The sequence below is a fragment of the Cupriavidus sp. UYPR2.512 genome, from assembly GCF_000379565.1.
Classification (GTDB): Bacteria; Pseudomonadota; Gammaproteobacteria; order Burkholderiales; family Burkholderiaceae; genus Cupriavidus.
The window spans coordinates 50,400-63,309 of sequence record NZ_KB902964.1; the positions used below are offsets into that span (position 1 = coordinate 50,400).

17 protein-coding genes and 1 riboswitch are annotated in these 12,910 nt (G+C 67.9%); of the genes, 13 read left to right on the plus strand and 4 right to left on the minus strand.

The genetic code is table 11. From position 1 onward, the window contains the following. Nucleotides 1–30: 30 nt before the first annotated feature. From tolR to ybgC, 3 genes are all read right to left on the minus strand, one after another. A complete protein-coding gene (tolR, locus tag A3A5_RS0113995; protein WP_018311189.1) occupies nucleotides 31–474 on the minus strand; it encodes a protein TolR in 444 nt (147 codons plus the stop codon). Nucleotides 475–545: 71 nt separating this feature from the next. Then, nucleotides 546–1,229: a protein TolQ gene (gene tolQ / locus A3A5_RS0114000; RefSeq protein WP_018311190.1), complete on the minus strand. Its 684-nt coding sequence runs from the start codon at nucleotides 1,227–1,229 to the stop codon at nucleotides 546–548. After that, nucleotides 1,226–1,630, minus strand: coding sequence for a tol-pal system-associated acyl-CoA thioesterase (ybgC, locus tag A3A5_RS0114005; protein ID WP_026200767.1), 405 nt, complete (start codon nucleotides 1,628–1,630; stop codon nucleotides 1,226–1,228). The genes tolQ and ybgC overlap by 4 nt, the downstream gene beginning before the upstream one ends. Nucleotides 1,631–1,785: 155 nt before the next feature. Next, nucleotides 1,786–1,931, plus strand: a riboswitch (ZMP/ZTP riboswitch). 127 nt (nucleotides 1,932–2,058) lie between these two features. On the opposite strand from ybgC, the gene glyA reads away from it, so the two are divergent. The 10 genes from glyA to A3A5_RS0114060 all read left to right on the plus strand — a co-directional run bounded on the left by glyA (nucleotide 2,059) and on the right by A3A5_RS0114060 (nucleotide 10,935). Next, complete coding sequence (gene glyA / locus A3A5_RS0114010) at nucleotides 2,059–3,306, plus strand: serine hydroxymethyltransferase (protein ID WP_018311192.1); 1,248 nt, start codon at nucleotides 2,059–2,061, stop codon at nucleotides 3,304–3,306. Between the two features lie 155 nt (nucleotides 3,307–3,461). After that, complete coding sequence (gene nrdR, locus A3A5_RS0114015) at nucleotides 3,462–3,929, plus strand: transcriptional regulator NrdR (RefSeq protein ID WP_026200768.1); 468 nt, start codon at nucleotides 3,462–3,464, stop codon at nucleotides 3,927–3,929. A 369-nt stretch (nucleotides 3,930–4,298) separates the two neighbouring features. Then, nucleotides 4,299–4,691: a hypothetical protein gene (locus tag A3A5_RS0114025; RefSeq protein ID WP_157637228.1), complete on the plus strand. Its 393-nt coding sequence runs from the start codon at nucleotides 4,299–4,301 to the stop codon at nucleotides 4,689–4,691. After that, nucleotides 4,688–5,602 carry a PilW family protein gene (locus A3A5_RS0114030; protein WP_018311196.1) on the plus strand — a complete coding sequence of 305 codons (915 nt, stop codon included), beginning with the start codon at nucleotides 4,688–4,690 and terminating at the stop codon, nucleotides 5,600–5,602. Before A3A5_RS0114025 ends, A3A5_RS0114030 begins: the two co-directional genes overlap by 4 nt. Next, nucleotides 5,596–6,216, plus strand: a complete 621-nt coding sequence (locus A3A5_RS0114035) for a pilus assembly protein (RefSeq protein ID WP_018311197.1) — start codon at nucleotides 5,596–5,598, stop codon at nucleotides 6,214–6,216. The genes A3A5_RS0114030 and A3A5_RS0114035 overlap by 7 nt, the downstream gene beginning before the upstream one ends. After that, nucleotides 6,213–8,066: a PilC/PilY family type IV pilus protein gene (locus tag A3A5_RS0114040; RefSeq protein WP_026200769.1), complete on the plus strand. Its 1,854-nt coding sequence runs from the start codon at nucleotides 6,213–6,215 to the stop codon at nucleotides 8,064–8,066. The genes A3A5_RS0114035 and A3A5_RS0114040 overlap by 4 nt, the downstream gene beginning before the upstream one ends. Then, nucleotides 8,063–8,521 (plus strand): prepilin-type N-terminal cleavage/methylation domain-containing protein, encoded by a 459-nt coding sequence (locus A3A5_RS0114045; protein ID WP_018311199.1) that lies wholly within the window; start codon nucleotides 8,063–8,065, stop codon nucleotides 8,519–8,521. The genes A3A5_RS0114040 and A3A5_RS0114045 overlap by 4 nt, the downstream gene beginning before the upstream one ends. A 10-nt stretch (nucleotides 8,522–8,531) precedes the next feature. Then, a complete protein-coding gene (locus A3A5_RS0114050) occupies nucleotides 8,532–9,086 on the plus strand; it encodes a Tfp pilus assembly protein FimT/FimU (protein WP_018311200.1) in 555 nt (184 codons plus the stop codon). 52 nt (nucleotides 9,087–9,138) lie between these two features. Then, complete coding sequence (gene ribD / locus A3A5_RS0114055; protein WP_018311201.1) at nucleotides 9,139–10,254, plus strand: bifunctional diaminohydroxyphosphoribosylaminopyrimidine deaminase/5-amino-6-(5-phosphoribosylamino)uracil reductase RibD; 1,116 nt, start codon at nucleotides 9,139–9,141, stop codon at nucleotides 10,252–10,254. Nucleotides 10,255–10,314: 60 nt separating this feature from the next. After that, entirely contained in the window at nucleotides 10,315–10,935 is a 621-nt protein-coding gene (locus tag A3A5_RS0114060) for a riboflavin synthase (protein ID WP_018311202.1), read from the plus strand. A 9-nt stretch (nucleotides 10,936–10,944) separates the two neighbouring features. On the opposite strand, the gene A3A5_RS0114065 is transcribed toward A3A5_RS0114060, so the two are convergent. Next, a complete protein-coding gene (locus A3A5_RS0114065) occupies nucleotides 10,945–11,187 on the minus strand; it encodes a hypothetical protein (RefSeq protein WP_018311203.1) in 243 nt (80 codons plus the stop codon). Nucleotides 11,188–11,669: 482 nt separating this feature from the next. On the opposite strand from A3A5_RS0114065, the gene A3A5_RS0114070 reads away from it, so the two are divergent. Genes A3A5_RS0114070 through A3A5_RS0114080 form a run of 3 tightly spaced genes read left to right on the plus strand, consistent with a single transcriptional unit; the run spans nucleotide 11,670 to nucleotide 12,800 of the window. Further along, nucleotides 11,670–11,951: a hypothetical protein gene (locus A3A5_RS0114070; protein ID WP_232431346.1), complete on the plus strand. Its 282-nt coding sequence runs from the start codon at nucleotides 11,670–11,672 to the stop codon at nucleotides 11,949–11,951. A gap of 13 nt (nucleotides 11,952–11,964) precedes the next feature. After that, complete coding sequence (locus A3A5_RS0114075) at nucleotides 11,965–12,558, plus strand: hypothetical protein (protein ID WP_018311205.1); 594 nt, start codon at nucleotides 11,965–11,967, stop codon at nucleotides 12,556–12,558. Next, nucleotides 12,555–12,800 (plus strand): hypothetical protein, encoded by a 246-nt coding sequence (locus A3A5_RS0114080; protein WP_018311206.1) that lies wholly within the window; start codon nucleotides 12,555–12,557, stop codon nucleotides 12,798–12,800. The genes A3A5_RS0114075 and A3A5_RS0114080 overlap by 4 nt, the downstream gene beginning before the upstream one ends. The last annotated feature ends 110 nt before the right edge of the window (nucleotides 12,801–12,910 follow it).

Consider the following 12,910-nt stretch of genomic DNA (forward strand, 5'->3'; position numbering starts at 1 on the left):
CAACGGCAATCAGATAGGCGCTTCAATGCGTCAGGAGGTCTTGGACTTGACCATCAGGCCGACGCGCTTGATGCCATCGGCTTTCAGGATCGACATCACGTCCAGCACCGCCTCATACTTGACCGCGCGGTCGGCGGCAATCACCACCGGCTGGTCGGGATTCTCGTTCTGGCGCTGGTGCACAAAGTCGAGCAGGCCCTGCTTGTCGAGCTTGCGCTCGAAGGCGTTGCCGGCGTTGTCCTTGCCGCGCGCGATGAGCTGGCCGCTCTCGTGCACGGTGACCACGATCGGCGGCGCCTTCTGCTGCGGCGTGGCGTTGGCCACGGTGGGCAGGTCGACGGTGGCGGGGCTCACGATCGGCGCCGCCACCATGAAGATGACCAGCAGCACGAGCATGACGTCGATATACGGCACGACATTGATCTCGGCGCTGGCCCGGCGGCGCGAGCCGCCGCGGCGCTGAATGGCTGCCATTGCAGGACTCCTGGAAACGCCGGCCCGGGCTTGCGCCCGGACCGTCTGGATTAGATTCGATACGTGTGCAGTTAGCGCGCCTGCCGTTGCAGGATGTTCAGGAACTCTTCCATGAAGCTCTCGAACCGGATCGCCAGGCGGTCGATCTCCGTGGCATAGCGGTTGTAGGCGATCACCGCCGGAATCGCCGCGAACAGGCCGATCGCGGTCGCCACCAGCGCCTCGGCAATACCGGGGGCTACCGATGCGAGCGTCGCCTGCTGCACATTCGACAGGCCGCGGAACGCGTTCATGATCCCCCAGACCGTGCCGAACAGGCCGATATACGGGCTCACCGAACCGACCGACGCCAGGAATGGCAGATGCGATTCCATCACATCCATCTCGCGCTGGTAGGCCGCGCGCATCGCGCGCCGGGCCGCATCGAGCAGCGCGCTGGCTTCGTTGCCGCGCTCGCGCGCCTTCAGGAACTCTCCCATGCCGGATTCAAAGATCCGCTCCAGCGCGCCGGTGTTGTGGCGGTTGTTGAGGGCACTGTTATAAAGCGCCTGCAGGTCGCCGCCGGCCCAGAAGTCACGTTCGAACCCCTCGGTCTGGGTGCGCGCCGAGCGCAGCGCCAAGTGCTTGCGGAAGATATAGGTCCACGAAAACAGGGACATGACGAGCAACAGCGCCATGACGGCCTGTGCCAGCAGGCTGGCGTGGAGCACCAGCGTTATGATCGACATGTCTTGCGTGACGGTCACGGGATTCATCGTGCGGACTTGATGGTAGCTAAAACGGGGTCGGGAATCGGGGCGGGACGGCAAGTGCTTCGATCGACACACCCAACACGGATCGCGCCCGAGGCCAGCATCACCTCGCCACGCCAGGCTTCCTGGGAGAACTGGACCGAGGCCGGGCCGACCCGGTCGATGCGCGTGCGGATCTCGAGCTGGTCATCCAGCCGGGCGGGCGCATTGTAGTCCACCGCCGTGCTGCGGACGATAAAGACCACGCCCGCCTCGTCGGCGAGCGACTGCTGCTCGATGCCGAGCGAACGCAGCCACTCGGTGCGGGCGCGCTCGAAGAACTTCAGGTAGTTGGCGTAGAACACCACACCACCCGCGTCGGTGTCTTCCCAGTACACCCGTAGGGTCCAGACAAAGTTTGTCATGGCCGCGATTGTAACGGAGAGCGATCGCGGTTTCGTGTAAACCCGCATGGCGACTTTGCAACAGCAAGTTGCTGGCCAGCCCTTGCCAGTCCTTGCCTGGCGGGGCCGACGGCTTGCAGCGGGCGCCCGCCTCGCGCTACACTGCGCGCAACCATTCCATCTTGCGCGACTGGCGAAGTCAGTGGGCACTACCACGAGGAAGCGCAAGTTCTCTGGCGTGACGTTCATTACGCGTTCGCGTAACGTTCAGCACGCCTAGGCGTGAAGTTCTTTGCGCCTGCCGCTCGCCTGGGCAGCGAATGGGAAGCAGGGTGCGCCCTGCACCGACGGTTACAAAGTGCCGCCGGTGCTGGTCGCCGCTAGCCTTCCCCGCGCGCCCTACCCCCGATGCGTGAATCGGATTCCCTATTTTTCAGACGAGTTTCGCCATGTTCGAACGCAGCCGTTTTACGATCGACCAGATCGACCCCGAGGTCTTTGCCGCCATCCAGCAGGAAAACCAGCGCCAGGAAGACCACATCGAGCTGATCGCCTCCGAGAACTACACCTCGCCGGCCGTGATGGCCGCCCAGGGTTCGCAGCTGACCAACAAGTACGCCGAGGGCTATCCCGGCAAGCGCTACTACGGCGGTTGCGAGTACGTCGACATCGTCGAGCAGCTGGCCATTGACCGCGTCAAGCAGCTGTTCGGCGCCGAAGCCGCCAACGTGCAGCCCAACTCGGGCTCGCAGGCCAACCAGGGCGTGTACTTCGCCGTGCTCAAGCCGGGCGACACCATCATGGGGATGAGCCTGGCCGAAGGCGGCCACCTGACCCACGGCATGGCGCTGAACATGAGCGGCAAGTGGTTCAACGTGGTCAGCTACGGCCTGAACGCCCAGGAAGACATCGACTACGACGCGCTGGAAAAGCTGGCGCAAGAGAAGAAGCCCAAGCTGATCATCGCCGGCGCCTCGGCCTTCGCGCTGCGCATCGACTTCGAGCGCATCGGCCGTGTGGCCAAGTCGATCGGTGCCTACTTCATGGTCGACATGGCCCACTACGCCGGCCTGATCGCCGCGGGTGTGTACCCGAACCCGGTGCCGCACGCCGACTTCGTCACCACCACCACGCACAAGAGCCTGCGCGGCCCGCGCGGCGGCGTGATCCTGATGAAGGCCGAACACGAGAAGGCCATCAACTCGGCGATCTTCCCCGGCATCCAGGGCGGCCCGCTGATGCATGTCATCGCCGGCAAGGCAGTGGCGTTCAAGGAAGCGCTGACCCCCGAGTTCAAGGAATACCAGCAGCAAGTGGTGAAGAACGCCGCCGTGCTGGCCGAGACCCTGATCGCGCGCGGACTGCGCATCGTCTCGGGCCGCACCGAGAGCCACGTGATGCTGGTTGACCTGCGCGCCAAGAACATTACCGGCAAGGAAGCCGAGCGCATCCTGGGTGAAGCGCACCTGACCGTGAACAAGAACGCCATTCCGAATGACCCGGAAAAGCCGTTCGTGACCTCGGGCATCCGCGTTGGCTCGCCGGCCATGACCACGCGCGGCTTCAAGGAAGAAGAAGCCCGCATCGTCGGCAACCTGATCGCCGATGTGCTGGACAACCCGCACGACGCCGCCAATATCGCCAGCGTGCGCGAGCAGGCGGCAGCCCTGACCAAGCGTTTCCCGGTCTACGGCTGATGCATCGAGGCCGCCCATGCGTGTTCGCATGAGCGGCCGGCAGCTCCGCAAGCCGGCGCCCCGGGGCGCCGGCTTGCGGGCCTCGCCAACCCGCCCCGCCACCGCAGAACGACAACACGGACAAGGCGACGGGGTTCAACTGAAGGTGGTCCGGCATGAAATGCCCCTTTTGCGGTCATTCCAATACCCAGGTACTCGACACGCGCATGTCGGAAGACGGCGATGCCGTGCGCCGGCGCCGCCGCTGCGAAGCCTGCGACCGCCGCTTCACCACCTATGAGCGGATCGAGCTGTTCTTCCCCGCCATCGTCAAGAAAAACGGCTCGCGCGTGGACTACACCCGCGCCAAGCTGAAGGATTCCATGCGCCTGGCGCTGCGCAAGCGCCCGGTCTCGGCCGAGGCCATCGACGAAGCCATCACCCGCATCGAAGAAAAACTGCTGGCCCTGGGCGAAAAGGAAATCCCCAGCAGCCAGGTCGGCGAACTGGTGATGCGCGAATTGCGCAAGCTCGACAAGATTGCGTATATCCGCTTTGCTTCGGTGTACCGGAGCTTTGAGGACGTGTCGGAATTCCGCGAAGTGCTGGACGAGTTTGCGGCGTCCACCCCCCGGAAGGGGTAGCAAAGTAACAAAATCGTTGTTTAATCCCCGTTGCTCTCCCGCAAGGCCCGCTTGTCGCATATTAAAAGGGCCGGGATCCTACTCGCCCGTAGGCTATACACGCACGCTGGCCGCTGCGATGCAGTCTGCCCAGGTGCTGATGGGACTGGGCACCGGCAACCAGAGACTCGTCGATATCAGCCAGTTGGGCAGGGTCCGCGTATGCGCGCCCGTGCCGACACAAACCACGGTGTGTCAGTAAGCCAGGCTGCCTGGTAGCTGATCCCAGGAAAACCGAAACAACATTCTGCAAATCCTTCACGCTTAGGCACGTATTCGCCTGCTCGCGACAGCTACTTTGACGGTCCCTGCCAGTCTCGGTGACCGCCCATGCCGGATCTTCGCAAGCCAGCACATCAAACTGCCTGCCCGCACGGCAAGCGCCGCTGCACCAGCCGCCCCGCCGGCTTCGCCCTGCACGAAACGCTTTGCGCGCTGATCGTCGTGGCAGCCGGGCTGATGCCAATGATGGGGACGGCGCCGAAGGCGCTCGCCCACCTGCGCAAACTCGACGCCCTGGCCCAGGCTGCACGCCTCGCCGTGGAAATCACTGAGCTGGACACCGCGCAGCCGGCACTGCAAAGCGAGCGGCCAGACCTCTGGTCGAGCCGGTGCGGAAGCATCCCGGCGTTTCCGTGCCCCGATGGCGCGCGACTGATCATGGCAGGACGGCTTGGCGGGCAGCCCGGCATACCCTCGATCGTCTTGTGGGTGCAGCCATGAGGTGGCAATCATCCAAGGCGTTTTCGCTGATCGAATTGCTGGTCGGGCTGATGCTTGGGCTGGTTGTCACTGCGGCAGCTATGGTGGCGTTCCAAGCCTCGCGCACCGCCTACCTCACCGCCACCGACCGCATTCTGCTCGAGGAACGCGGCCAGCGCGCACTGACCATCATCGCGTCGCTGCTGCGCCAGTCGGGCTGGCCTGGGGAGCCCATATCCGCCACCTCCAGCGCAGCATTGCCCGCCGTCAGCGGCGCCGACAACTGCGGCCAGCCCGCCATGGGTGCCATGCCGTCCTGCGGCAAATCCGGCATCGGCCGCAGCGACGCGCTGTTGGTACGCTTCAGCGGCAGCGCACTGACCACGGCACCGGCCCAACCGGACGAGACCATGGTCGACTGCAGCGGCTACGCGGTTGCTGCGCGCATGGACGGCGCCAATGCAAACAGTGGCTACGTCGCCACCAACGTCCTCTACGTCGCAGCAGGCAGCGATGGCGTGCCGCAACTGCTGTGCCGCTACCCGGCGCGCCGCAATGGCGTGATCGACGGCATCGGCTGGACCTCCGGCGCGCTGATCCGCGGCATCGAGTCACTGCAGGTGCGCTACGGCCTGGATACAGACGGCGACGGCCGCGCGGACCGCTTCGAGACGGCATCCACGATCCAGCCACTGGGTGAATCCGCCTGGCATCGCGTGGTAGCCGTGCAGGTTGCCATTGCCGTGCGCGGCGACCGGCCGGGATCCGCGGCGGCAAACCCGGGCCACAGCGCCGACCCGTTGCCAACGCCCGGCACCGCGGCCGGCGATCTGGCGCCGGCCGCGGCATCGCAGGCAGTCACCGCGCGCCGCGTCTTCGCCACCACGGTACGGCTGCGCAATGCGCCACGCTGCCAGGAGACACTGTGCTAGCCCGCCGCCACCTTTCATGCCGCCGCCAGTCAGGCGCCGTCACGCTGCTGCTTTGCGGCACGATGCTGCTGCTGGTCGTGCTGATCGCTGCCGGTGCGCTGCACATGCTGTTGTCGGGCCGGCAACTTGTCGTCATGCAGCTCGAACGCGAAATCGCCTTCCGGGCCGCCGAGGTCGCGTTGCTCGACGCCGAGGCGGACCTGCTCGCGGCAGCGGCATCGCCAGACATGACGGGCCGGCTCGACAACTGGCCAGCGCCCGGGCACTGCGGCAGCGGCCGTCAGGCCGGCCTGTGCCGGCCCGCGGTGGCAGGCCCGCCTGTATGGCAGCCCTGGCTGCTGGCGGACACCAACGCGGGGGCCAACGCGGATGCGGTCGGCGTGCCGCTGGGCCGCTTTACCGGTGCGACGCTGCCGGAGCTGCCCGCTGGCACGCTCGGCACGCGGGAACTGCCGCGGTATGTCGCCGAGATCCTGGACGAAGCACCGCCCGGCTACAGCGCCCCGGACACCGCTTCCGCCACCACGCTGGCGCCCCGGATCCGGATCACGGCCATCGGGTTCGGCCGCAGCCGCGCCGTGCGCGCGGTGGTCCAGAGTGTGTTCCAGCCATGAATCGCCGCGCCGTCGTTGCCCTCGCCTGTCTTGCCATGACCTTCGCGCCGGGGTTCGCTGCCACCGGCTCCGAAGCAGGCCGGCTGCCATTGGCTTACCGGACCACGGACGGCGCGTATCCGTGGACCGGGCGCTTGTTCGCTGTCGGCTGGCAAGGATCGGCGCCGGCGCTGCCGCCTGCATTATGGGAAGCCGGCGAGCGCCTCGACCGCCAGCCCGTTGCATCGCGCCGGATCTTCACGTCCTCAGCGCCGACGGGCGCAGCGCCGCCGCACGCCATACCGCTGCAGTGGGACGCGATCGACGCGGCTTTCCGGGACACCGATAGCGTGGACACGCTGAAGCGCCTTGACCGCTCCCATCTCGAATGGCTGCGCGGCGACCGTACCCAGGCGGGTCTGCGGCCGCGCGACACGCGGCTCGGCAACGCGGCAGGCGCCCGTGCGCGGGTGGTGGCGCCGCCAGCCTGGGCGCCCGGCAAACCCGGCCACACCGGCTTTCGCCTGCGCTACGGCCTGCGCCCGAATATGGCCTGGCTGGGCACCAACGATGGCCTGCTGCACGGGTTCGATGCCGCGACCGGAGAAGAGCGCGCCGCCTATCTGCCAGGGGTGCTGTTGCCCTACGCCGCCGCCATGCCGGCGGCCGGCGCACCGCTGGTGCCCGCGCCCTGCCCCCGCCCGGAAGCGCAGGACGTGACGGTCCGCGGCGAATGGCGCACCGTCTTGCTGTGCGGCGTCCCTGGCAGTGCCGGGGCCGGCAATCCCGCAGCAGCCTTTGCGCTTGACGTTTCGGATCCCGACGGTCCGATGCCCTTCACGTTGTTATGGGAGCTCGCCGCCACTGACACATTGCCACTGTCCGCACGCGGCCCGGTGCGTGCGGCCGGCGTGCCTGGCCAGGACGGATTGCGCTGGTACGCAGTGATGACACTGGCTGCCACCACCAATGACAAGTCGATGGCAGCCCGTTCCGGCCTCGCGCTGCTGCCGCTCGACAAGCCTGCCGGCGCGGCATGGGCCGGCCAGCATGCCATCCGCACCCTGCCATTGCCAGAGCGGGGCTGCCAGGGCAATCCGGCGACCGGCAACCTCGTTGCGGTCAGCGTGCTGTCCGACATGACAGGCGCTGCACGCACCGTGTATGCGACGGACGATGCCGGCCAGCTATGGCGATTCCCGCTCGCGGATGCGCCGCCATCAGGCAGCGCGGCCGCCGCGTCGTGCCTGCACAGGATAAAGGGGCCAACGCAGCCACTCACGGAAGAGCCGCCGGTGCTGCTGGGCGCCACGACGGCGCCGGTGGTGGTCTATGGCGCGGGCAACGAACTCGCGGCAATACCGGACCGCTCGGCCCCGCACGGCACCAGCCTGGTTCCAGTCATGACACAAGCCAGCGACGGCGGGCACATCCTGCGGGCGCAACCGGTCTCCGCCGACAGCGCCGGCTGGCATCTGACGCTGCCCAACCCCGGCGAGCAGGTCGTGCAGATCCAGGCCGTATTCCCGGGCTATCTGCTGTTCGTCACGCGCACGCCCGATGGCGCGCAACGGGCCTACCTGGTGCTGGCCGGGACCGGAGACTCCGTCGCCCAGGCCAGCAACGGCGAGCGCCTGCACGTCGCCACTGGCCATCTGTTGCCACCGGGTGCCAGCGTGTTCGTCACCGCCACCGAATTGCCGGCAACACCGGCGCAACCTGGCCTCGCCTCACGCCAGGCCCACGAGTTGTCGCTCTGGGCCGTCGATGGCAACGCCGCCACGCGCCTGTCGCACACACTGGCCAGCCGGCGCACCGGGCGCTTGCGCTGGCGCGAGATCGTCGGCCCGGCCCGGGAGGACCTGCCTTGACCGCCGCCACACCCGCGTGCCAGCGCTGCAACGGCTTCAGCCTGGTCGAGCTTGCGGCGGCACTGGCCATCCTGGCCATCCTCGCGAGCCTTGCCGTGCCCGCGTGGCACGGCTACCTGATGCGGGGATGGCGCGCCCAGGCGCGTGCTGCCCTGACGGCATCGATGCTGCAACTGGAGCGGCACGCCGTCGGCGCCATGACGTTTGCCGCGGCGTTGGATGCCGAAGCGCCGGCCGGGGAATGGCCGCTCCCGGTACCGGCTGCCGGCACCGTGCGCCATCTGGTGACGGCGGCACCCTGCCCGCAAGCCGCCCTGGATGCCTGCGTCGAATTGCGGGCCATCCCGCAGCAGTCCGACCCCGAGTGCGGAGTGCTGATCCTGCGCAGTACCGGCCAGTGGCTGTCGCTGCCCGAAGGCGAGGCCGTGGCACGGCCGCTTCCGGCGCATTGCTGAGACCAGGAAGATGACCTGCGCGCCCCGCCGCCAGCATGGGCTGGCCCTGGTCGAACTGCTCACCGGCCTCGCCATCCTGGCGCTGCTGGCCAGCTCAGCCTATCCGGTATTCAGCGGCCTGCTGGCCCGCCAGCAAGTGTCGCTGGCAGCCGACCGGCTGGCGGCATCGCTGGCACTGGCGCGGGCCACGGCCCTGGCGCGGCGGGTCGAGGTGACCCTCCAGCCGCTGCCGGGCGAGACCACGCTGGACCGTGGCTGGCAGCTGGTCGTGGGGAATGCGCAACGTGGCGACCCGGAGCGCAGCGCCGTGCTGTCGGTCGTCGAGCCGGGCATGCCCTGCCTGTGGGTCACGCTGCGCCAGACCGCCCGCGGCACGAATGTGCTGAAATTCCTGCCTGTGGGATACTCTCGATCTGAGCAAGGCGGTTTCCAGGCCGCTACTTTCACGCTCGGCTGCCGTGGGGAGCAGCGGCAAGTCAGGCTGGGCGCGCAGGGACGTATCCGACTCTGCACACCCGGCCGCGACGCTGACTGCGATGCGACGGACTCCTCCGGACCACCATAACCCGGCAGCCCTGTATTCCAGATCGCTGCGCCAAGGCAAACGCAACCGCCGAATGTTTTCCGATACCGACCACGCCGCCATGCAACAGGCCCTTGCGCTCGCCGCGCGGGGCATGTTCATCACCACGCCCAACCCGCGCGTCGGCTGCGTGCTCGTCAAGGATGGCCAGGTCATCGGCCAGGGGTTCACCCAGCCGGCCGGGCAGGACCATGCCGAGATCCAGGCGATGAAGGACGCGCTGGCGCGCGGGCTGGACCCGGCCGGCGCCACCGCCTATGTCACGCTGGAGCCGTGCAGCCATTTCGGGCGCACGCCGCCGTGCGCCGATGCGCTGGTGCGCGCGGGCGTGACGCGTGTGGTGGCGGCCATGGAGGACCCCAACCCGTCGGTGTCCGGGCGCGGCCTGCAGCGGTTGCGCGAAGCCGGCGTCGATGTGCGCTGCGGCCTGCTGGAAAAGGAAGCGCGCGACCTGAATATCGGCTTCGTCTCACGCATGACGCGCGGGCTGCCGTGGGTGCGCGTCAAGGTGGCGGCATCGATGGACGGAGGCACCGCGCTGCATGACGGCACCAGCCAGTGGATCACCGGCCAGGCCGCGCGCGACGACGGCCATGCCTGGCGCGCACGTGCGTGCGCGATCCTGACCGGCATCGGCACCGTGCGCGACGACAACCCCGCGCTGACGGTGCGGGCCATCGCCACGCCGCGCCAGCCGCAGCGGGTGCTGGTCGATTCGCGGCTGGAGGTCCCGCTGGACGCGCAGATCCTGACGCCGGACACCAGCGAGTTGGCCAAGCCGGTGCTGGTGTTCTGCGCGGTGGAGGACCGGCAACGCCAGCGCGCACTGGAAAGCCGTGGCGCCGAAGTCGTCGTCCTGCCCAACCCGCACGGCAAGGTCGAGTTGCGCCGCATGCTGGAAGAACTCGGCCGGCGCGGCATCAATGAGCTGCACGTGGAGGCCGGCTTCAAGCTCAATGGTTCACTGGTGCGCGAGCATTGCGCCGACGAGCTGCTGATCTACCTCGCGCCCAAGCTGCTGGGCGATGCCCAGGGCATGTTCAACCTGCCGCCGCTGGCGCGGCTGCAGGATGCCGCGCAGTTCCGCTGGCATGAGATCCGGCAGATCGGCGACGACCTGCGGCTGATCGCCCGGCGCAACGACGCATAGAGCGGCACATACCGGCACCGCGTATCCAGATTCCAAATACCCAAAGCAGAAGACACCACCATGTTTACAGGCATTGTCGCGGCAGTCGGCCGCATTGATTCCGTTACCCCGCTGGGTGCCGCCGATGCCGGCGTGCGCTTGCATATCGCCGCGGGCGGGCTGGACCTGTCGGACGTCATCATCGGTGACAGCATCGCCATCCAGGGCGCCTGCATGACCGTGATCGCCATGGCGCCCGACAGTTTCGACGTCGAAGTCTCGCGCGAGTCGCTGGACAAGACCGTGGGGCTGGCGAGCACCGGCCGCGTCAACCTGGAAAAGGCTCTGCGCCTGGCCGACCGCCTGGGCGGCCACCTGGTGTCCGGGCACGTCGATGGTCTGGGCGAAGTCGTGCACTTCGCGCCGGTAGGCGAATCGCATGAACTGCGCATCCGCGCCCCGCGCGAGCTGGCACGCTACCTGGCCTACAAGGGCTCGGTCGTGGTGAATGGTGTGTCGCTGACCGTCAACCGCGTCAATGACGAAGCCGACGGCTGCGTGTTCTCCATCAACCTGATCCCGCACACCGTGGAAGTCACCACGCTGCAGGAACTCAAGCCGGGCGCACGCGTGAACCTGGAGATCGACCTGATCGCCCGCTATGTGGAGCGGATGCTGTCGACCGCGCAGGCCCCCGCGTAATACCGCGGGCTACTTGCCCTCGTCGGGCACGTTATAGGCCTCGCGCAGCTTGTCGGTGAAGGGGCGCAGCGCTTCCACGCAGGCGCTGCTGTTGCCGCCTTCCATCGTGGACAGGCTCCAGTTGCAGCCGCCGGCGTCCGGCGCGTGCCAGACCACATCGCCAAAGCAGGCGCCCTCGCAGGCGGCAAACTTCGACTGCTCGGCGCGTACCAGGGCACGCAGTTCGGCCTTGTTCTTGATCTGCCTCGACATCTTTGTCTCCCTTTGTTGTGCAAAGTCTGCTGGCGCGATCGGGCTGGCGCCCTGATCTGAAGTCCGGACCGCCGCTTGCCAGCGCGGCGGCATTCAGGGCTGGGCGTGCCCTTTTGTCGCGAGCATACGCTGACAACCCCCTCCTGTGGCAATTTGCTTGCGCCGTCGCCCCCGGGGAAAGTGCGCCGCGCGGAGCCCGGCAGCTTTGTTGTAAGTCAGCTGGTTCCTGCAACGCCCGAGGCCTAGAATGATGTGGGAGCGCTTGCAGTCCATGTATGCCCACAGGCGCTCGCCACTCGTTCCCGGGCCTCCCCCCTCGACAACGTCTAGCACCGGTGACTGCTGAAGTCACTCACGGGGACCACCTGGACCCTCATGCCCCCCTGCCCGCCGCGCCGCGCGCTCGTTCGCGAGCTGGCGCTCCCGCCGTTGCTTTCAACTGCCGGCCGGATTGCTGCCCGGCACCCATGAAGGAAACCACCGTGCCCGACCCCACCGCCAGAATCCTGTATCAGCGACTTCCGGCCACGCGCCTGCTGCGTGACCGGCACCCTACTGCGCCGATGCGCGCGCGCCTGGGCTTTGTGCGCCTGGCCGCGACCCACCTGCACCGTGCCGCCACCCTGCTGATCGACTGGGACCAGGCCGTGGGCAACGGATGGCCGCGGCTGCAGTCGCCGTCCTCCCCCCTGGCGAAAACATTCCGGCGCCCAGGCGCCCGGCGTTTCGCAGGCTTTCCGTGGTCCAGCGGCAAATGGACCTGACACCAAACGAGGCATGACCATGCGCAGCCTGCTGTATTTCCGGCTGAACGACATTGCCGCGGCAAGGCGCGCGCACGCGCAGCTTGGCGAGCTGGCCGCGACTCCCGCACGCATCGACGGGCCATGGTTCTTCCAGCGCGACGACCAGCCGGCCGAAGGCCTGCCCGCGCCCCACGCGGCGCAGATCACATATCGCAATGAAGTCGCGGCGGCCGGCCTGACCGCCGGCGCACTGGTGGTGGCCTGGATCCTGTTCCGCTACGGCACGCCGGCCAACGCGGCCGCGGGCTTCATGGCCTACTTTGGCGGCATGGCGCTTGGCGCCGTGATCGGCCGGTGGCTGGGCAGCGTGATCGGTGCCGGGATCATGCGCGCCGGCCTGAGGCGGCAGAAGCGGCAAATGTCGGCAGGCCAGCTGATGATGATCTGCGCGTGCGATCCGCACACAAAGGGGCGGATCTGCGAGATCGCCCAGGATGCCGGCGCCGCCGCCATCGACCCGCAAGATGGCCGGCTGCCGCTGCGCGGCTGGCTGACGGACCGCCACTGGCCTGCCTGGCTTTCAGGCCATGGCCAGCGCGCTGCCCCACACAGGAAACACGCATGAGCGAAAGTTTTTTCTATCAGCATTGCCACGTCGTCGTGACACTGGCCGAGGTCACCTTCGGCAAGTGGGAATGGACCTATGCGCTGGACGCGCATGCCAGTTTCACGAAACCCAACGCCGGCTTCCTCACGCGCGAGCTCGCGCTGGCTGACGCGACCCGCGCGGCCAGGGCGCGCATCGCCAGGACCTTGCGGCTGCGCGCCACAGGCCACGACGGCACACCGCTGGCCGCCGCGGCATAGGCTCCGGCCGAGCCCGGCACCGGCGCCCTGCCGGCAACGGGGCGGCCCATGGAGCACCGCTCTCCCCACCCGCTTCAGGCAGGCGCCGTACTTTCCGGTGCCATCGCCTC